Source organism: Mycobacterium sp. B14F4, assembly GCF_039871645.1.
Taxonomy (GTDB): domain Bacteria; phylum Actinomycetota; class Actinomycetes; order Mycobacteriales; family Mycobacteriaceae; genus Mycobacterium.
In genome coordinates, this window is record NZ_JBDPMF010000002.1 from 206,168 (window position 1) to 225,942 (window position 19,775).

Genomic DNA, 19,775 nt, shown 5'->3' on the forward strand with positions numbered 1-19,775 from the left:
ACACCTCACCTGGATCCCCTGCTCTTCGCGCAAGCGCTCATCGCTGCGATTCCTGACCCGACCCCAGTCTCGTTATATCAATACTGTCCTGCGGTTTTCCATTGAGGGCCAGCACCAATCCGGCGACCATGCGGAGCAGTTCAAGATCACGGATGCGCGGCGCGCCGAGACCGTCGCCCGCCCGCGGGATCGGCACCTGCACCGTCGCGGTGGTCGCCCGGTAGTTCGCACTCGGGTGCATCCGCTTGAGCCGAAGTTGCTGGGAGTCCATCAGCGCCAGCGGCGCCAGCCGCAGCGTCGACTCCGACATCGCGCTGACTTCGGTGATGCCGTGATGCTTGAGCAGCAACCGCAACCTCGCGACGGCCACCAGCCGCTGCGCGGGTTCGGGCAGCGCGCCGTACCGGTCGACCAGCTCGTCGACAACCCGGTCGACCGAGTCCTGATCATGCGCCGAAGCCAGCCTGCGGTAGCCCTCCAGCCGGAGCCGGTCGCTGCCGATGTAGTCCGGCGGCAGGTGCGCGTCGACCGGCAGGTCGATCCGCACGTCCTTGGGTTCCTCCGGCGTCGCAACGGTTTTGCCGTCGGCGGCGGCGCGGTAGGCCTCGACCGCTTCGCCGACCAGTCGCACGTACAGGTCGAATCCGACACCGGCGACGTGACCGGACTGCTCGGCTCCCAGCACGTTGCCCGCACCGCGGATCTCGAGGTCCTTCAGCGCGACCGCCATGCCGGCGCCGAGTTCGTTGTTCTGCGCGATGGTGGCCAGCCGGTCGTAGGCCGTCTCGGTGAGGGGAACCTCCGGCGGATACAGGAAATACGCGTAGCCGCGTTCGCGGCTGCGGCCCACCCGGCCACGCAACTGATGTAGCTGGGATAGCCCGAACGTGTCGGCGCGCTCGACGATCAGCGTGTTGGCGTTCGAGATGTCCAGCCCGGTCTCGACGATCGTCGTGCAGACCAGGATGTCGTATTCGCGGTTCCAGAACCCTTCGACGGTGCGCTCGAGAAGTTCCTCGGGCATCTGGCCGTGTGCGACGACCACACGGGCCTCGGGCACCATTTCCCGGACCCGGGCGGCGGCCTGGTCGATGGTGCGGACCCGGTTGTGGATATAGAAGGCCTGCCCGTCCCGCAGAAGTTCGCGTCGCAATGCGGCCGCGATCTGCTTGTCGTCGTGCGGCCCCACGTACGTCAGCACCGGGTAGCGCTCCTCGGGCGGGGTGAGGATCGTCGACATCTCCCGGATGCCGGCCAGGCTCATCTCCAGTGTGCGCGGGATCGGGGTTGCGCTCATGGTCAGCACGTCGACGTGGGTGCGCATCGACTTGATGTGCTCCTTATGCTCGACGCCGAACCGCTGCTCCTCGTCGACGATGACCAGCCCGAGGTCCTTCCAGGTGACGCCGGTCTGCAGCAGGCGGTGCGTGCCGATCACGATGTCGACGCTGCCGTCTTTCATGCCTTCCAGCGCGGCTCTCGACGCGGCCGGGTCGGTGAACCGCGAGAGACCCTTGACCGTCACCGGGAAGCCGGCCATCCGTTCGGAGAAGGTCTGCAGGTGCTGGTCGGCCAGCAGCGTCGTCGGCACCAGCACCGCGACCTGCTTACCGTCCTGCACCGCCTTGAACGCCGCGCGCACCGCGATCTCGGTCTTGCCGTAGCCCACGTCGCCGCAGATCACCCGGTCCATCGGGACGGGCTTCTCCATGTCGCCCTTGACCTCGGTGATCGCGGTCAGCTGGTCGACGGTCTCGGTGAAGCCGAACGCATCCTCCATCTCGGCCTGCCACGGCGTGTCCGGGCCGAACGCGTGGCCCGGCGACGCCTGGCGCTTGGCGTACAGCGACACGAGTTCGGCGGCGATCTCGCGCACCGCGCGGCGGGCCTTGGTCTTGGTGTTGGTCCAGTCGCTGCCGCCGAGCCTGGACAGCGTCGGGGACTCGCCGCCGACGTAGCGCGACAGCTGGTCCAGCGAGTCCATCGGCACGAACAGCCGATCGGATCCGCCCCCGCGCTTGCTCGAGGCGTACTCCAGTACCAGGTACTCGCGCCGGGCGCCGCCGACCACGCGTTCGGTCATCTCGACGAACCGCCCGATGCCGTGCTGGTCGTGCACCACCAGATCGCCGGCGGTCAGCGCCAGCGGATCGACGACGTTGCGGCGCTTGGCGGCCAGCTTCCTGCCCTCGGTGGCGGTGGCCCGGTTGCCGGTCAGGTCGGTCTCGGTGATCACCACCAGGTTGGCGCCCGCGATCACCACGCCGTTGTGCAGCGGCCCCTTCAGCACGCCGACGACGCCGTCCTTGAGGGGTGATCCGGGGTCGAGAAGCGTTGCAGGCGTGTCGGATTCGGCCAACTGCTCGCAGATGCGCTGCGCGGTGCCGGTGCCGGGCGTGACGATGGCCGCATAGCCGCCGGTCATGACGTGGGCACGCAGCATCGCGAAGATCTCGGTGATGCCGGCCTGCGATCCGCGCGCCGACGGTGCGGGCCGGATGTCGACCTCGACGGCGGCCTCGTTGGACAGCTGACTCAACGTCCACCACGGGTGACCGCTCGCGCGGGCCGCGGCGCGGGCGTCGTCGAGTTCGACGAACCCCGACGCGCCCAGCGTCTCGAGGTCGATGGGCACATCGCCGCCGACGGCCGCGGTCGACCACGACGCCTCGAGGAATTCGCGGCCGGTCTTGATCAGGTCGGCCGCGCGGGTGCGGACCTTCTCCGGGTCGCAGATCAGCAGCGGCGTGCCCGCGGGCAGGTGATCGGACAGCACCGACAATTCGGTGCGGCGCAGCAGCGGCAGCAACGCCTCCATGCCGTCGACGGGGATGCCCTCGGCCAACTTGGCCAGCATGTCCGGCACGCTGCCGGGCAGCGTGTTCTCCTGCACGGGGTGCTCGCGGGCGAGTTCGACGGCCCGCTCGCGGACGTCGTCGGTCAGCAGCAGCTCGCGGCACGGCACGGCGATGACGGTGTCGATGTCGATCTCCGGGATGGACCGCTGGTCGGCGACGGAGAACATCCGGATCTCGGAGACTTCGTCGCCCCAGAACTCGATGCGCACCGGGTGCTCGTACGTCGGAGGGAACAGGTCGAGGATGCCGCCGCGGACCGCGAACTCGCCGCGCCTGCCGACCATGTCCACACGCGTGTAGGCCAGCTCGACGAGCCGGGCGATGACGGCGTCGAAATCCGAATCGACGCCCACGGTCAGCGTCACCGGTTCGGTCTCGGCCAGGTCGGGCGCCATCGGTTGCAGCAGCGAGCGGGCGGTGGTGACCACCACGCGCAGCGGCGGGCCGAGACGCTCGTCGTCGGGATGGGCGAGCCGGCGCAGCAGCAGCATTCGCGCGCCGACCGTGTCGACGCCCGCTGACAGCCGCTCGTGCGGCAGGGTCTCCCAGGACGGGAACATCGCGACGGACTCGCCGAGCACGCCGCGCAGTTCGGCGGTCAGGTCGTCGGCCTCGCGACCGGTCGCGGTGACGGCGACGAGCGGTCCGGCGGAGCCCCTTGCCGGCTCAGCCGGCGTCGCGAGCGCGCACGACACGAACAGCCGGGCGCTGGCCGGGCCGACGACGGTGAGATCTGCGGGTCTGTCGGCCGCGCGGCGGGTGATTTCTTCCAGCGAGGGATCGCGAAGCGCCAGCTCGACAAGGCCCGCGATCGGGGTTGGGACAGCAAGGGTCCCCGATGCGGTCATGATGAGTCCATCCTAGGGGGACCGCTAAAGGCGTTGCGGTGCCGGTCAAGTCCCGCCCGCTACCTCGGATCGGCTACGTCAGCACGCCGGTATCCGCGCGGCCGAGCCTGAAGCTCGGGTCGGGGATTCGCTCCGGGAAGCGTTCGAGCGCCACGGCGGCGAGGCCGGCCAGCTGCTCCAGCGCGTGCACCGCCTCACGAGCAGGCGCACCACGGGTGGACCAGTAGGCGCCGATCGCCCCGACGGGTGCGGGGTCGAGCATCGGCGTCATGACCAGGCTGCGCACGAACGTCGGCTGGTACGCCTCCTGCGGAATCCGCTCGTCGGTGCGGATGTCGCCGAGGACCACGGTCTCCCGGTGCATGATCGCCCAGCCGCTGATGCACGCCGACACCGGGAACCGTTGCCCCTTCCACAGCGGGCTCATCGAATCCTCGTCGGCGTAGTAGACGTGGTCGCCGTCGAGCAGGACCAAGGTCGACCCGTCCGACCCGGCGAGCCGCCGCGCCGCCGTCTTGACCACCAGCTGCACGTCCTCCAGACGTGTGCACGCCTGCAGCCGTTGCTCGATCTGAGCGAGTTCGTCTGTCATCAGGCCCCTGTCTCCGCGATGGGCCCACGATATCCACAAAGCGAACCGATGCGCTACCGATGCGTCAATAAACGGTCACTCGTCGAGCAGCAGCGGATCGTTCTCCAGGTGCATCAGGCCGTTCCAGCACAGGTTGACCAGGTGCGCGGCGACGACCTCCTTCTTCGGCTCGCGGACGTCCAGCCACCACTGCGCCGTCATCGACACCGAGCCGACCAGCGCCTGGGCGTACAGCGGGGCCATCTCGGGGTCGAGGCCGCGGCGGGAGAAGTCGCCGGCCAGGATCGACGAGACCTGGTTGACGGCCTCGTTGAGCAGGGTCGAGTAGGTGCTGCCCGACGTGATGGACGCCGGGGAGTCGCGGATCAGGATGCGGAACCCGTCGGTGCGCTCGTCGACATAGGTCAGCAGCGCCAGCGCAACGCGTTCGATGCGCAACCGGGAGCGGTTGTTGGTCATCTTGGTCAGCGACGACGTGATGCCGTCGAGCAGCGCCGACATCTCGCGGTCGACCACCACCGCGTACAGCCCCTCCTTGCCGCCGAAATGCTCGTAGACCACAGGCTTGGAGACGTTGGCCCGCTGCGCGATCTCCTCTATGGAGGTGCCCTCGTAGCCGCGTTCGGCGAACAGCGACCGCGCGACGTCGATGAGCTGGTGGCGCCGCTCGGCGCCGGTCATCCGCGCCCGCGGTGCCCGGACCTCCTTGTCGGGTGCTGCCACGGCTATCAGGGTAGTTGGTTCGACGTCGGGCGACGATCAAGTGGCGAGGGACGAGCCGCAGGGACAACCGGGGAGGAGGCCGACCGCTGGACTAGCATCACGACTTGATCGATCCGTCGTGGTGTAATCGGCAGCACCTCTGATTTTGGTTCAGATAGTTCAGGTTCGAGTCCTGGCGACGGAGCTTCAACGCAAGGATCTTTGATGGCCAACCAGCATCGCGAAGCAGCGGTCGTCGTTCTGGCGGCCGGGGCGGGTACCCGGATGCGATCCGACACCCCCAAGGTGCTGCACACGCTCGCGGGCCGCAGCATGCTGTCGCATGTACTGCACGCGATGGCCAAGGTGGCGCCACAGCACCTGGTCGTGGTGGTCGGCAAGGACCGCGACCGCGTGGCGCCAACCGTCGAGCAGCTGGCGACTGACCTGGGCCGCCCCATCGACACGGCCGTGCAGGAACAGCAGCTGGGCACCGGGCACGCCGTCGAGTGCGGGCTGGCGGCGTTGCCCGCCGACTTCGCCGGCATCGTGGTCGTCACCTCGGGTGACGTTCCCCTGCTGGACGCCGACACGCTGGCCGACCTGATCGCCACCCACGGTGCTGCACCCACCGCGGCCACCGTGCTGACCACGACGCTGCCCGACCCGACCGGCTACGGCCGCATCCTGCGCACTCAGGACGAGGAGGTCATCGGCATCGTCGAGCAGGCCGACGCGACCCCGTCGCAGCAGGCCATCACCGAGGTCAATGCCGGGGTGTACGCGTTCGACATCGCCGCGCTGCGCTCGGCGCTCTCCCGGCTGCGGTCCGACAACGCCCAGCACGAGCAGTACCTGACCGATGTCATCTCGATCGTGCGGTCCGACGGCCAGGTGGTGCGCGCCAGGCACGTCGGCGACTCCACGTTGGTGGCCGGCGTCAACGACCGCGTGCAGCTGTCGGAGTTGGGCGCCGAGCTGAACCGACGCATCGTCGCCGCGCACCAGCGCGCGGGGGTGACGATCATCGACCCGGCGACCACCTGGGTGGACGTGGACGTGACCATCGGGCGCGACACCGTCGTCCACCCCGGCACACAGTTGCTCGGCGCCACCCGCATCGGTGGTCGCTGCCAGGTCGGGCCGGACACCACGCTCACCGACGTGACCGTCGGCGACGAAGCCGTGGTGGTGCGCACCCACGGCGGCCAGTCGGTGATCGGCGCCGGCGCCGCCGTCGGGCCATTCGCCTACCTGCGGCCCGGCACCGTGCTGGGCGCGGCCGCCAAGCTGGGCGCGTTCGTGGAGACCAAGAACTCGACGATCGGCGACGGTACGAAGGTGCCGCACCTGACGTACGTCGGCGACGCGGACATCGGCGAGCACAGCAACATCGGCGCGTCCAGCGTGTTCGTCAACTACGACGGCGAAACGAAGAGCCGCACGACGATCGGCTCGCACGTGCGGACCGGGTCGGACACCATGTTCGTCGCTCCGGTCACGGTCGGCGACGGGGCGTACACCGGCGCGGGCACGGTCATCCGCGAGGACGTGCCGCCCGGTGCGTTGGCGGTGTCGGCGGGTCCGCAGCGCAACATCGAGGGCTGGGTGTCGCGCAAACGGCCGGGCTCGGCGGCCGACGAGGCGGCGCGGCGCGCCCGCGCGGAGGCCGAGGCCGAGGCCGAGGACAGCGATACGTCCTGACTGGGCTCAGACGACCTCGGCAAAGCGAACAGCCCCGGGGTCCCGCCCAGGGGCTGTTCTACTCGGCTACTCCTTACTGGCCGGAGCCATCGCCGCCCGACCCGCCGGCGCCCGCGTCCCCGGCGCCGGAGTCCCCGCCGGTATCCGGGTCGTCGGTACCGCCACCGACGACCGAGGCCTCCTGCGTCTCCTCGGAACTTCCCTCGGCATCGCTTTCGACCGTGTCGTCGTTGTCCGGTGCCGTGGCCGAGTTACCGGTTCCGGTGACCACGTTGAGCCGCGGCCCGTTGTCGTCCGTGGTGTCCGCCGGGGGGTCCGACTCAACCGGCGCGGGTGACTCCGCCACCGCCGCCGGCTCCACGGAATCGTCCAGCATCGTCTGGACCGGCTGCTGATCCTGCACGACCGGTTCGGGCTGCGGCTGCGGCGGCAGCGCACCCTGCACCACGGTCGACACCGCGGCGGCCGCACCGGGATTGGCTTCGATCGCCGGTTTTCCGACTCCGGTGAGCGCGGCCGACGTGGCGTCGCCGACTCCCTTGCTGACTGCCGTTATCATGTCGCCGGGGGCACGCAGCAGTTGGACGACGCCGGGATCCAGCGGGGCGTTGGGTGCCACGATGGACAGAACCAGTCTCACGATCTGCTCCAGTTCCTGGCTCAGCTCATCACCGATGCCCTTGCCCAACAGAGTGATGAAGTCGCCGGGAACGTAGAGCAACATCTGAGGCGTCAGAGGCGCTTTCGAGCCGAACGGCGTGGGCATGTGCATCTGGTTCAGGGTGCGGCTGTAGGTGCCGTCCGGGTTACGGACCACATCGGTGTAGCCGAGGTTGACCAGCATTTTCAATGCCGGCTCGAAGGCGTCCGCCACCGGGTTGTTGATCGACTGGCCGGTCACGAGGCTCAGCAGCTGAGTCGGAAGGCGCAGCGGTGCCAGCAGCGCCAACTGATTTGGCGCGTAGGTCACATATATCGTTCCCGCGTCTGGTTGGCCCGCGGGCACGACGTACCAGTTGACCGTGGTGCCTTCCGGAGCCGTTGTCGGGTTCGCCGGGTCGATCCCGGTGATCAGGTTCGTCAGGAAGATCGCCGACGCCAGGGAGTTGGCCCACGCGAACGGGTTTGCCGTCGCCGGGGCGTCGGACAGCAGGTCGTATTCCCATCCGGCGTCGGCCTTCAGGGTGAGAACGATCGGCTGGCCGTCGGCCGCTTCCAACTGGTCAACCACGGCAAGCAGTTCGTCGATGCTGTCGACATCACTGAAGTCGCCGTTGATCAGCTTCGCCACCAGTTCCGGATCAACACCCTCCGGCAGGACGTCCTGGCGCTCAGGCGTCACATACTGGTCCGAGAACCGGGCGTACAGACCGCCATTGGGCCGACCCGGATTGCGAAGTAACACCAACGACAGCAACGTCGCGTCGATCACGCCGCCGGGCTGAACCACCTCGACCTCCGGCTGGTCGGTCGCAGGGGGGAAGGTCAGGCTCGGGACGTCGAGCGGATTGTTGGTCACGTACACGGTGACAAGCCGCACAACGCCGTTCTCGTCCACGATGCGGATCTGCCTGGGCCCAGTCAGTGGCTGGCCCGCCTGGATCTCGCCGTTCTTGACCGCGTCGATGAAGGCTTGATAGGCCTGCCCTGTGGCAATGGCGCCGTCACCGTAAGCGATCAGGTTGACGTTGGTCAGATACGTGGTCCAGTTGAGCAACGGAGCGGTAACACCGATGTCGCCATTCTGGATCGCCCACGCGGCATAGGCGAGTTGCACCTCCAGCGGCAGGCCTTCCAGGTCGGTCGGTGACACCCATTGACCCGCGGTCGTCGTCGTCCAGTAGCCGTCCTCGGTGATCCCGAAATCGGGCACCGTGATGGTCTGCGGGATGTTCGCGACGGCTTCGAGGGCGGCGGCTTCTCCTGCGATCACCCCGGCTGCCTCGGCCTGCGAAACGTAGGTCGGATTGGTGCGGGCGGCGTTGGCCGCCGAAATCGCAGCCGCGGTCGCCTCTGCGGTGGCCTGCGCCATAGCAGCGTCTTTAGTCACTTGCAAATTCCGCAGGTACCAGGGGTACGAGTTCAGGATCTCGGTGTACCTCGTGGCTCTGACTGTGCTGAAGGTCGTGTCGTAGACCTGCTGCACGAGGTCCGCGAGTTTCTGGGCGTAGCCGGCCGCATAGGCGACGTCGTAGGCCGCGTCGTAAGCGGGCTGGTACAGCGGGTTCGTCTCCACGTGGGAGCCGGTCTGCCCGATCACTGGCAGGGTGTAGGACGGCAGCCCGTCGGGCCACACCACCCAGGCGGGCACGAGATCCACCGGATCCAAGCCCCACGCGATGAGCGGATCGCTGTCCTTGGCCGCGACGATCGCGTTCTTGATTACGTCGGGATCGGACGGCAGCGTCTGAACGCCGCTGATCGGAAGCCAGCTCGGGATGCCGACGAAGTACGTCTCCGACGACAGCGCGTTGGCCATCGGCGACGCGAAGGCCACCGCGACGGCCGTCGCAGAGGCGGCGCCCAGCAAGCCCAGCTTCTTTGCTTTGTTTCCCTTGGCCGCCGAGCGCCTCTTCGCGCGTGCACTCTCGAATCGCGGCTGATTGCCGAATTTACGCATTGGTGTGAGTTTCCTGCTGTTGGTCTTTTCCCCCGACCCGTCACCCATGGTGCGGGCGCCGCTGCGGTCCGGCACACTTTCAAAGGCCCTCGCCCGTAGGGCCGAAATACCCTGATTCAGCAAACTATCCGGCCAACGAACTACCGCTGGTTTCCCCGGTCGAGACGGTTCGAGGCGGGTGCTGGCGACGGCTTGAACGCCGTGAGCCGCGCCTCGATTGTTCATGATCTGGCAACCCGGACACGGGTTGCGTGTGGCGCTACGTACGATTAGGCCGTATCGATCCCCGACAACGAGGGCGCACCGTGGGCACCGAGTGGACCGACAACCGCAAGAATCTGATGCTGTTCTCGGGTCGGGCGCACCCCGAACTCGCTGAGCAGGTAGCCAAGGAACTCGACGTTCCCGTCACCGCGCAGACGGCGCGGGACTTCGCCAACGGGGAGATCTTCGTCCGGTTCGACGAGTCGGTGCGAGGCTGCGACGCGTTCGTGCTGCAGTCCCATCCGGCGCCGTTGAACACCTGGCTGATGGAACAGCTGCTGATGATCGACGCGCTCAAGCGCGGCAGCGCCAAGCGGATCACCGCGATCCTGCCGTTCTATCCGTACGCCCGGCAGGACAAGAAGCACCGCGGCCGCGAGCCCATCTCGGCCCGCCTGGTCGCCGATCTGCTCAAGACCGCGGGCGCCAACCGGATCCTCACCGTCGACCTGCACACCGACCAGATCCAGGGCTTCTTCGACGGCCCGGTCGACCACATGCGCGCGCAGAAGCTGCTCACCGGCTATATCGCCGACAACTACTCGGACCACGACATGGTGGTCGTCTCCCCTGACTCGGGTCGCGTGCGCGTCGCCGAGAAGTGGGCCGACTCGCTGGGCGGCGTTCCCCTGGCGTTCATTCACAAGACCCGTGATCCGCTGGTGCCCAACCAGGTGGTGTCCAACCGCGTCGTCGGCGACGTGCGCGGCAAGACGTGCGTGCTGACCGACGACATGATCGACACCGGTGGGACCATCGCCGGGGCGGTCAAGCTGCTCAAGGCCGACGGCGCGGGCGACGTCATCATCGCGGCCACCCATGGGGTGCTCTCGGATCCGGCGCGCGAGCGGCTCGCCGAGTCCGGCGCCCGCGAGGTCATCGTCACCAACACGCTGCCGATCGGCGAGGAGAAACAGTTCCCCCAGTTGACCGTGCTGTCGATCGCGCCGCTGCTGGCCAACACGATCCGCGCGGTGTTCGACAACGGTTCGGTCACCAGCCTGTTCGACGGGTCGGCATGACCGCGACCATTTATCACAACCCCAAGTGCTCCACGTCGCGCAAGACGCTGGACCTGTTGCGCGAGAACGGAATCGAGCCGACAGTCGTCCAGTACCTCAAAACACCGCCGACGCGCGCGGAGCTGGCGAAGATGATCGCCGACGCGGGGATCGACGTGCGGACCGCGGTGCGCAAGCGGGAATCGCTGTATTCCGAGCTCGGTTTGGAGTCGGCGTCCGACGACGAGTTGCTCGACGCTCTCGCCGAGCACCCGATCCTCATCGAGCGCCCGTTCGTCGTCACCCCGAAGGGCACCCGGCTCGCCCGGCCGATCGACGCGGTGCGCGAGATTCTGTGAGCCGGCGAGGCTTTCGGCTCGTCGCGGGGGCTGTCGCGCTCGTCGTCGTATCCGGCTGCGGCACGGAACCGCCCGACTACCAGTCGGTGTGGTCGACGTCGTCGTCGCCGACGACCACGACACCCACCGAAGCGGGCCGGCCCGTGCCGATCGCGGCCTACCTCGAGCAGAACGGCGTCGTCGGCGAGCCCGCGTTCCCGGAGAAGATGACGGATCTGACCGTCACCTTCCCGACACCGCCCGGGTGGCAGCCGTACTTCAACACCAACTTCGCGCCGGGCACCCGGGTGATCGCCAAGGGTGACACGTACCCGATCGCGATGTTGGTGGTGCTGAAGCTGACGGGCGACTTCGACGTCAACGAGGCGATCAAGCACGGCTACGTCGACGCTGAGATGTCGCAGAACTTCAAGAAGCTCAACGACTCGATGGACAAGTTCAACGGCTTCCCGTCGGCGATGATCGAGGGCAGCTACGACCTCAACGGCACCCGGATGCACAGCTACAACCGCATCGTCATCGCCACCGGTGCACCGCCCGCGAACCAGCGCTATCTGGTCCAGTTCACCGTGACGGGGTTCGCGGACAAGGCCGCCGCGGAGGCGCCGGAGATCGAGTCGATCATCGGCGGGCTCACCGTCGCACTGCCGAAAGCCCCGCCGAAAGCCCCGCCGCCGCGCTGACCTCTCTTTGTCGCGAAACGGCATTCCAGCAGCAAAGTTCGAGTGAAGGCCTGCTGGAATGCCATTTCGCGGGGGCGTCACTAGAGTCGGCACCATGAGCGACTGGACCGCTGCCGATCTGCCCTCCTTCGCCGGACGCACCGTCGTCGTCACCGGCGCCAACAGCGGCCTCGGGTTGGTCACGGCGCGTGAACTCGCGCGAGCCGGCGCGACGGTGATCCTCGCGGTTCGCAACACCGCGAAGGGCGACGAGGCGGCCTCGGGGATGAGCGGCGACATCGAGGTCCGCAAGCTCGACCTGCAGGACCTGTCGTCGGTGCGCGCGTTCGCCGACGGCGTCGAGACCGTCGACGTCCTGGTCAACAACGCGGGCATCATGGCGGTGCCGTACGCGCTGACGAAGGACGGCTTCGAAAGCCAGATCGGCACGAACCACCTCGGCCACTTCGCGTTGACCAACCTGCTGCTGCCGAAGATCACCGACCGCGTGGTGACGGTGTCGTCGATCATGCACATACTCGGGTGGATCAACCTCGACGACCTGAACTGGAAGGCCAGGCCCTACCTCGCGTGGCCGGCGTACGGGCAGTCGAAGCTGGCGAACCTGCTGTTCACCAAGGACCTGCAGCGCCGGCTCACCGCGGCCGGGTCACCAGTCAGGGCGATCGCCGCGCATCCCGGCTACTCGGCCACCAACCTGCAGGGGCAGACCGGCAACAAGGTGGGCACCCGGTTCTGGCTGGCCGCCAACAGGCTGACGGCGACGAGCGCGGACTTCGGCGCCCGCCAGACCCTCTACGCGGTGGCCGAAGACGTAGGGGGCGACACGTTCGTCGGCCCACGCTTCGGTGCGCGCGGCGCCACCGGACCGACGTCGTTCCGCAGCCCGCTCGCACGCAACGGCCGCACCGCGACGGCGCTGTGGGAGCTGTCCGAGCAGCTCACCGACACCAAGTTTCCGCTGTAGATTTGGGGCTGAGCAGCGTCTTCGACTACCCTGGCCGGTGATCACGGCGAGGGTGGCCAGGCTTTCGGTGAAGCCACCGTTATCGACGCGAACCTTGAGTGGTTTGAGCCCTGGCCGTGCCGAGCACACGACAGGAGCACCCACCTCATGGCCAAGACCGCCGGCCGCACCGCCAACAACCTGACCGCCTCGGTCCGCACGCAGACCGGAAAAGGCGCCTCGCGCCGCGCCCGCCGCAGCGGCAAGGTGCCCGCGGTCCTCTACGGGCACGGCACCGACCCGCGGCACCTCGAGCTCGACGCCCACGACTTTTCCGCCGTGCTGCGCCACGCTGGCACGAACGCGGTGCTGACCCTCGACATCGAGGGCAAGGAGCAGCTCGCGCTGACCAAGGCGCTCGACATCCACCCGATCCGTCGCACCATCACCCACGCCGACCTGCTGGTCGTCAAGCGCGGTGAGAAGGTCACCGTCGAGGTGAACGTCGTCGTCGAGGGCGACGCCGTGCCGGGCACGCTGGTGACCCAGGACGCCAACACGATCGAGGTCGAGGCCGACGCGCTCTCGATCCCGCAGCAGCTCACCGTGTCCATCGAGGGCGCCGAGATGGGTACCCAGTTCACGGCGGGCTCGATCGAGCTGCCGTCGGGCGTCTCGCTGGTCTCGGATCCGGAGACGCTGGTCGTCAACGTCGTCGCCGCGCCCACCGAAGAGGAGCTCGAAGCCGAGGGTGGCGGTGCGACGCTCGAGGAGCAGGGCGCCGAGGCCGCCGAGGCCGCCGAGGCCGAAGCCGCCGAGGCCGAAGGCGAGGCCGAAGAGACGCCCGCCGCAGAATCCGAGTAATCCGGCATGGCCGAACCCCAACTGGTGGTCGGCCTTGGCAACCCGGGGCCGCAATACGCCACCACCCGGCACAACCTCGGGTTCCTCGTCGCCGACGTCCTCGCCGACCGCATGGGCTCGGGGTTCAAGGTGCACAAGAAGTCGGGAGCCGAGGTGGTGACGGGCCGCCTCGGCGGGCGTTCGGTCGTGCTGGCCAAGCCTCGCTGCTACATGAACGAGTCGGGTCGTCAAGTCGGACCGCTGGCCAAGTTCTACTCGATCGCGCCCGCGGACATCATCGTGATCCACGACGAACTCGACATCGACTTCGGCCGGATCCGGCTGAAGTTCGGCGGCGGGGTGGCGGGCCACAACGGCCTGCGGTCGGTCGGGTCAGCCTTGGGCAGCCACGACTTTCAGCGCGTGCGCATCGGCATCGGCCGTCCGCCGGGCCGGATGCGCGGCGCCGACTTCGTGCTGGGGACGTTCACGTCCGCCGAGTGGAAGGACGTGCCGACCATCTGCGAGCAGGCAGCCGACGCCGTCGAGCTGCTGGTGGGCCAGGGACTCGAGCCGGCGCAGAACACCGTCCACGCCTGGGGCTGAGGCTTAGCGCCCTCCAGTTCAGTGCACGCGCCGACGCTGGAACATCCCGACGATCCACAGCAGGATCACCGCGCCCAGGACCGCGGTGAACAGCGTGAACCACCAGCCGCCGCTTGCCGTGTCGACGAAAAAGCTGAGCAGGAAACCGCCGATGAGCGCGCCGACAATGCCGATCACTATGTTCATCAGGAGGCCGGAACCGCCCCCCTTGACGATCTTGCCTGCGATCCAACCCGCGAGCGCGCCGATGATGATGTATCCGATCCAGCCGACGCTGGTCAGTGTGGACGAGCGTGCGAGAATCTCAGTAGCCGCGAGCAATTCCATCGTGATCTCCTACCCGAATGTCGGTCTACCACCCAGCGGTAACGGCTGAGTACTTGAGGTATACCGCGCGCCCATAACGGTCGAGGCGTCGATTGCGACACAATCCGGCTGCGTGGCGCTACCCCGCCCGTCCGCCGATGCCGCTGTCGACCACCTTCACCTGCTTGTGCGGAAACCGGCGCTCGGCATGTTCTTTGGCCGCCGAGTTCGGCAGCACATAAAGCGTCTCCTTCTTCTCCTGGAGCGGTTTGAGCACCAGATCCATGAAACCCTTGCGGTCGTTGAGGTACGGCTCGATGACCTCCTCGCCGGCCGGGCAAACCGCCAGGCAGTAGGCGGCCTTGTAGTTCGCCTTGAACGACAGGCTCTGCCACATCGACGCATTCTCCGAGTCGGTGACGCGGGAACGGAAGTCGGCGGCGTCGTCGCTGTCGGCGATGGTCTGCGCCCAGTCGGTGAATCCGCCCATGAACTCGCGGTAGTTGTGCGTCGAGCACGCGAAGAAGTCGAAGTCGCCGTTCTTCTTGATCGCGCCGACGGGGCACGCAGCGACACACAGCTTGCATTCCAGGCACGGTGAATAGTCCAGTGGCTCACCGTAGCTGCTGATCGGTGCTGCCACGACAATGGTGCCGAGCAGGATGAAGTTGCCGAACTTCGGGTGGATGACGTTGCGATGGATACCCATCACGCCCAGTCCGGCCGCCACGGCGACCGGTTTGTGCGCCACCACCCAGATGCGCCCGGGAAAGGGGTCCATCTCCATCGGGAACGCCATCGCGGGGTTGATCGCCCGATAGCCGGCGTCCTGCAGCAGGCGGGTGATGCGGTGAGCCGCCTCGTTCATCACCTCGCCGCTGCGATGGAACTCCTGATTGGCCACGCTGCGTGCCGTGGAACGCACGTTGTCGCGGTTCATCTTCACCACCAGCGAGAGGTAACTGCGCGCGCCGGGCAGTGCGGCATCGACGTGCTCACGCTCGGAGGCCAGTTCGGGGTTGTCGACGCTGGCGAACGCGACATCGTCCACGCCCGCGTCGAGACACACCTGGCGCAGCCAGTCGGCGTCGATGACACCCGGAGTCACCGACCGGCGCGCGCTCACCGCCCGCACCGTGGGGTGGTCGGCGAGACGGGCGGGAATCTGTCGCATGACAGCTGAGTATAGCTGACAATACTCAGCTGGACGAGGGGGCTGCTGCCGCGATCATGTCGGGAGCCGGTACGAGGAGAAGATCGGCCGCACACTTCCTCACCAGGGCGCCGGTGCTCCCGGACTGACCTCGCTGGCGCTGCGCGCCTAGCTTCCCGTCCGGCGGGCGTAGGCGCGCAGGGCGAACGGGGCGAAGATCGCCGTCAGGGCCAGCGACCACAGGACGGTCGCCAGCACCGGGTGATGCAGCGGCAGCTGAGCGCTCGCCGGGGCCGGCCCCCCGTTGCCCCACAGCTCCCGCATCGCCTGCGCCAGCGAGGACACCGGGTTCCACTCTGCGATCACGCGCAGCCAGTGCGGCATCGGCTCGGTCGGCACAAAGGTGTTGGCCAGGAACGTGATCGGGAACAGCACGGTGAACATCACCCCGTTGACGGCTTCCACACTGCGCAGCAGGGAACCGATCAGGATGCCGAACCAGATCATCCCGAAGCCGAACACCAGCACCAGCGCGAACGCCAGCACCGCCTCACCGACGCTGCCGCGTATGCGCCATCCGATCGCCAGGCCCGTCAGCGCCATCACGAGCACCCCGAGCGACGAGTGGATGAGGCTGGCGATGCTGCGCCCGATCAACACCGACGACCGCGATATCGGCAGCGACCGGAACCGGTCGATGATGCCCTTCTCGACGTCGGCGGTGATGCCCGACGCGACGACGAAGGCGGAGAACACGATGGTCTGCGCCTGGATTCCGGGCAGCAGGAACTCGCGGTAGTTGGTGCCGCCGGGGTTGACGATCGACGCCCCGAACACGAACGCGAACAGCAGCACGAACATGATCGGCTGCACCGTCACGTCGCTCAGCATCTCGGGCATCCGCTTGGTGTGGATCATGTTGCGCTTGACCATGATCCACGACTGCTGGGCGATGTTGGTGCGCCGGGTGGGCACGGGCTCGACCCGGTGGCGCGTCGATGTCACGAGGGCGGTCATGCGTCCACCTCCTCTTCTGTGCGGTGGCCGGTCAGCGAGAGGAAGACGTCGTCGAGGCTGGGCCGGGACAGCCCGATGTCGTCGACGTCGATGTTGCTGTCGCGCAGCCATCCCGCGACGCGCACCATGTCGGCTAGACCGTCGGCGGCGGCGGTGAGCTCACGTGCGCCCGCGTCGACGAACACCTCGGCCCCCGTCTTGGCGAGCAGCGCCTGCGCGGCGGGCAGATCGTCGGCCTTCGTCACGGTGACGACCAGGCTCGCGTTGCCGGCCTGCTGTTTGAGTTGCAGCGGCGAGCCCTCGGCGATGATTCGGCCCTTGTCGATCACCACGATGTCGTCGGCCAGCTGGTCGGCCTCCTCGAGGTACTGCGTGGTCAGCAACAGCGTCGTACCCTGCTCGACCAGCCCGCGCAGCGCCTCCCACAACTCGCTGCGGCTGCGCGGGTCCAGTCCGGTGGTCGGCTCGTCGAGGAACAGCACCGGCGGCGACGCGAGCAGGCTCACCGCCAGGTCCAGCCTGCGCCGCATGCCGCCCGAATACGACTTCACCACGCGATCGGCGGCGTCGGCGATCGAGAACTGTTCCAGCAGTTGGTCTCCCACCCGTTTGAGGTCCTTGGTGCGGATGCCGTAGAGCCCGCCGATCATCCGGATGTTCTCACGGCCGGTCAGCAGTTCGTCCACGGTGGCGACCTGGCCCGTCAAGCCCATGCTGCGGCGCACCATGTCCGGTTCGCGCATCACGTCGTAGCTGGCGACCCGCGCCGTGCCACTCGTCGGCTCGGTCAGCGTCGTCATCATCCGCACCGTGGTGGTCTTGCCGGCACCGTTGGGTCCGAGCAGGCCGAGCACGGTACCCGGCGGGACGGCGAAGCTGACGCCGTCGACCGCGGTGTTGTCGCCGAAGCGCTTCACCAGGTCGACGGCCTCGATGGCAGGCGGTGAGGACATGACATCGACGGTATCGACCGCCCCTGACACGCGGCCACCCGATTTTCACCGCCGCGGCGTTCACCCGGACAGCCTGAAGCCCCCCGCCGTTCCGTAGACCGCCAGCGAGATGAACAACGTGATGACCACCACCACGATGAGCGACAGGCGCACCGCGTCGCCCGTCGCGACTCCCACACCGACCGGCCCGCCCGCCGCGTGGTAGCCGTAGTAGGTGTGCACGAGCATCACCGCAATCGCCATCGCGATCGCCTGCAGGAATGACCACAACAGGTCCGTGGGGTTCAGGAACGTGTTGAAGTAGTGGTCGTACAGGCCGCGGGACTGACCGCTGATGTAGACGGTGGTGAACCGGGCGGCGAAGAACGCGGCCAGCACGGCCAGCGAATAGAGCGGGATGACGGTGACCAACCCCGCGATGATCCGCGTCGACACCAGATAGGGCACCGAGCGCACGGCCATCGCCTCGAGGGCGTCGATCTCCTCGGCGACGCGCATCGCACCGAGCTGGGCGGTGGCGCCTGCGCCGATGGTGGCGGCCAGCGCGATGCCCGCGATCACCGGGGCGATGACCCGGACGTTGAGGAAGGCGGACAGGAAACCGGTCAGCGCCTCGATGCCGATGTCGCCCAACGACGTGTAGCCCTGCACCGCGAGGATGCCACCCGAGGCCAGGGTCAGGAAGGCGGCGACGCCCACCGTCCCGCCGATGAGCATCAAAGCGCCTGTGCCCAAGGTCATCTCGGCGATCAACCGAAGCGTCTCCGTACGGTACCTGGTGGCCGCGAAGGGGACGTAGCGCAGCGAGGTCCCGTAGAACGCCGCCTGCTCGCCGAGGTGGTCGTATGCACTGACCAGTGGCTCGGCCGCTCGCCTGAGGCGCATCCGGGCGTCGTGGCTGGTCAGCACGCCGCGCCCGACCGAGGGGTACTCACGGCACCGCGTCGAGCAGGTGCTTGAGCGCCATCGGGAAAGCGTCCGCCAGTGCCCACACGTCCGGCACGAGATCCGGACACGTGATGATCCCGACGTCGAGTTTCGCGTCGTGCGACAGCACCGTGACGTTGAGCCCGGCGCCGTGGAAGATGGGGCCCAGCGGGTACATGGCCGTGATCGCCGAACCCAGGAAGTACAGCTGCATCGTCGGCCCGCGCACATTCGAGATGACCAGGTTGTGGATCGGCCGCTCACTGAGCGGGCTGTGCGCGTAGAGATACATGGCGGACACGGTCACCAAACGGTTCATCTGCTGGGTCCAGTCCATGATCAGCGTGGCGTCGATGGCCGAATTGTGTTCCTTGGCAGCCGAATCCGCCGATGCGACGGCGCGCAGTCGATCGCCGGGATCGGCGAGCTGCGTTTCGAGGCGCGAGAACAACACCGATGTCTGATTGCGGCCGGACTGGTGCGTCCTGTCGTGCACCGAGACCGGCACCGCCGCGACGAGGGAGGCCGAGGGCAGCGTGTCGTGTTCGATCAGATACTGCCGCAGCACCTCTGAGCAGAGGCCCAGCACGACGTCGTTGACTGTGACGTCGAACCGCTTTGCGATCGACTTGACGTCGGCCAGGTCCAGTTCGGCGAATCCGACGGCGCGACGACCGCTCACCGCGGCGTTGAACAGGGTCGGCGGCGCTGCGAACGGCGCCGCCATGGTTCGCCCCTCCCGCATCCGCCGGATGGTGTCGATGGCGGTCGAGGCGGTTCGCGCCACGAGCCCGGCCAGCTGCACGGGACGCTTCGCGACGTTGACGAGCCCGCCCAGCGCTAGGGGCAGTGTGCTGGCCCGGCCGGCACCGGCAACCGGTTCGGGGAGCGCGGAGTCGGGGGCCCGGCTGCACAGCCGCGACATCAGGCCGGCCGCACTGACCCCGTCGATCGCGGCGTGGTGGATCTTCGACAGCACGGCCACACGGCCACCCCGCTGGGCGTCGGTGCCGTCGAGGCCCTCGATGACCCACATCTCCCACAGTGGATGGTGGCGATCCAGGGCCGACGAGGCGAGATAACCGCAGATCTCGGCGACCTCGCGGCGGCCGCCCGGCGCGGGCACCGCCAGCCGGTGCAGATGCCGGTCGATGTCGAAGTGCTCGTCCTCGACCCACACCGGATGGTCGGGGTTGAACACGCTGTCGAACACCTTCTCGCGGAACTCCGGAAGAGCGTCGATCCGAAGGAGCAGCGCCTCGCGCAGCCGGTCGAACGTGTACCCGCCCGGCATCGTCGACGTGTCCAGCTCGAGCAGCGAGCACACGTGCATCGGCGTGGCGGCGCTCTCGACGTAGAGAAAGCTGGCGTCGAATCCGCTCAGGCGCTCCAT

The 19,775-nt window shown here is 67.9% G+C and carries 17 protein-coding genes and 1 tRNA gene; 8 read left to right on the top strand and 10 right to left on the bottom strand.

Annotation, left to right across the window (positions count from 1 at the left end):
• Nucleotides 1-37: 37 nt before the first annotated feature.
• From mfd to ABGB19_RS06150, 3 genes are all read right to left on the bottom strand, one after another.
• Nucleotides 38-3,706, bottom strand: a complete 3,669-nt coding sequence (mfd, locus tag ABGB19_RS06140; RefSeq protein WP_347684998.1) for a transcription-repair coupling factor — start codon at nt 3,704-3,706, stop codon at nt 38-40.
• A gap of 73 nt (nt 3,707-3,779) precedes the next feature.
• Nucleotides 3,780-4,298: a GAF domain-containing protein gene (locus tag ABGB19_RS06145; protein WP_347684999.1), complete on the bottom strand. Its 519-nt coding sequence runs from the start codon at nt 4,296-4,298 to the stop codon at nt 3,780-3,782.
• A gap of 75 nt (nt 4,299-4,373) precedes the next feature.
• Nucleotides 4,374-4,979 (bottom strand): TetR/AcrR family transcriptional regulator, encoded by a 606-nt coding sequence (locus ABGB19_RS06150; protein ID WP_347685640.1) that lies wholly within the window; start codon nt 4,977-4,979, stop codon nt 4,374-4,376.
• Between the two features lie 154 nt (nt 4,980-5,133).
• Between ABGB19_RS06150 and ABGB19_RS06155 the strand changes: the two genes are divergently transcribed.
• Nucleotides 5,134-5,205, top strand: a tRNA-Gln gene (locus ABGB19_RS06155).
• 20 nt (nt 5,206-5,225) lie between these two features.
• Nucleotides 5,226-6,704: a bifunctional UDP-N-acetylglucosamine diphosphorylase/glucosamine-1-phosphate N-acetyltransferase GlmU gene (glmU, locus tag ABGB19_RS06160; protein WP_347685000.1), complete on the top strand. Its 1,479-nt coding sequence runs from the start codon at nt 5,226-5,228 to the stop codon at nt 6,702-6,704.
• Nucleotides 6,705-6,777: 73 nt separating this feature from the next.
• Here the strand turns inward: glmU and ABGB19_RS06165 are convergent, their stop codons facing one another.
• The gene (locus tag ABGB19_RS06165; protein ID WP_347685001.1) at nt 6,778-9,324 is read right to left on the bottom strand and encodes a PE-PPE domain-containing protein; all 2,547 of its coding nucleotides are present in this window, start codon (nt 9,322-9,324) and stop codon (nt 6,778-6,780) included.
• 305 nt (nt 9,325-9,629) lie between these two features.
• Between ABGB19_RS06165 and ABGB19_RS06170 the strand changes: the two genes are divergently transcribed.
• The 6 genes from ABGB19_RS06170 (at nt 9,630) to pth (ending at nt 14,026) form a co-directional block, all read left to right on the top strand.
• Entirely contained in the window at nt 9,630-10,610 is a 981-nt protein-coding gene (locus tag ABGB19_RS06170; RefSeq protein ID WP_347685002.1) for a ribose-phosphate diphosphokinase, read from the top strand.
• Nucleotides 10,607-10,948 carry an arsenate reductase (glutaredoxin) gene (gene arsC, locus ABGB19_RS06175; RefSeq protein ID WP_347685003.1) on the top strand — a complete coding sequence of 114 codons (342 nt, stop codon included), beginning with the start codon at nt 10,607-10,609 and terminating at the stop codon, nt 10,946-10,948. The genes ABGB19_RS06170 and arsC overlap by 4 nt, the downstream gene beginning before the upstream one ends.
• Nucleotides 10,945-11,631, top strand: a complete 687-nt coding sequence (locus ABGB19_RS06180) for an LpqN/LpqT family lipoprotein (RefSeq protein ID WP_347685004.1) — start codon at nt 10,945-10,947, stop codon at nt 11,629-11,631. Before arsC ends, ABGB19_RS06180 begins: the two co-directional genes overlap by 4 nt.
• A 94-nt stretch (nt 11,632-11,725) precedes the next feature.
• Nucleotides 11,726-12,598 (top strand): oxidoreductase, encoded by an 873-nt coding sequence (locus ABGB19_RS06185; protein WP_347685005.1) that lies wholly within the window; start codon nt 11,726-11,728, stop codon nt 12,596-12,598.
• 147 nt (nt 12,599-12,745) lie between these two features.
• The gene (locus ABGB19_RS06190) at nt 12,746-13,441 is read left to right on the top strand and encodes a 50S ribosomal protein L25/general stress protein Ctc (protein WP_347685006.1); all 696 of its coding nucleotides are present in this window, start codon (nt 12,746-12,748) and stop codon (nt 13,439-13,441) included.
• A gap of 6 nt (nt 13,442-13,447) precedes the next feature.
• The gene (pth, locus tag ABGB19_RS06195; protein WP_347685007.1) at nt 13,448-14,026 is read left to right on the top strand and encodes an aminoacyl-tRNA hydrolase; all 579 of its coding nucleotides are present in this window, start codon (nt 13,448-13,450) and stop codon (nt 14,024-14,026) included.
• Between the two features lie 18 nt (nt 14,027-14,044).
• Here pth and ABGB19_RS06200 read toward each other — a convergent pair whose 3' ends face one another.
• The 6 genes from ABGB19_RS06200 to ABGB19_RS06225 all read right to left on the bottom strand — a co-directional run bounded on the left by ABGB19_RS06200 (nt 14,045) and on the right by ABGB19_RS06225 (nt 19,775).
• Complete coding sequence (locus ABGB19_RS06200) at nt 14,045-14,353, bottom strand: GlsB/YeaQ/YmgE family stress response membrane protein (protein ID WP_347685008.1); 309 nt, start codon at nt 14,351-14,353, stop codon at nt 14,045-14,047.
• Nucleotides 14,354-14,471: 118 nt separating this feature from the next.
• Complete coding sequence (locus ABGB19_RS06205; protein WP_347685009.1) at nt 14,472-15,506, bottom strand: 4Fe-4S binding protein; 1,035 nt, start codon at nt 15,504-15,506, stop codon at nt 14,472-14,474.
• A 147-nt stretch (nt 15,507-15,653) separates the two neighbouring features.
• A complete protein-coding gene (locus ABGB19_RS06210; protein WP_347685010.1) occupies nt 15,654-16,502 on the bottom strand; it encodes an ABC transporter permease in 849 nt (282 codons plus the stop codon).
• Entirely contained in the window at nt 16,499-17,455 is a 957-nt protein-coding gene (locus tag ABGB19_RS06215; RefSeq protein ID WP_347685011.1) for an ATP-binding cassette domain-containing protein, read from the bottom strand. Before ABGB19_RS06215 ends, ABGB19_RS06210 begins: the two co-directional genes overlap by 4 nt.
• A gap of 60 nt (nt 17,456-17,515) precedes the next feature.
• Nucleotides 17,516-18,340, bottom strand: coding sequence for an ABC transporter permease (locus ABGB19_RS06220; RefSeq protein WP_347685012.1), 825 nt, complete (start codon nt 18,338-18,340; stop codon nt 17,516-17,518).
• 46 nt (nt 18,341-18,386) lie between these two features.
• A complete protein-coding gene (locus ABGB19_RS06225; RefSeq protein WP_347685013.1) occupies nt 18,387-19,775 on the bottom strand; it encodes a wax ester/triacylglycerol synthase family O-acyltransferase in 1,389 nt (462 codons plus the stop codon).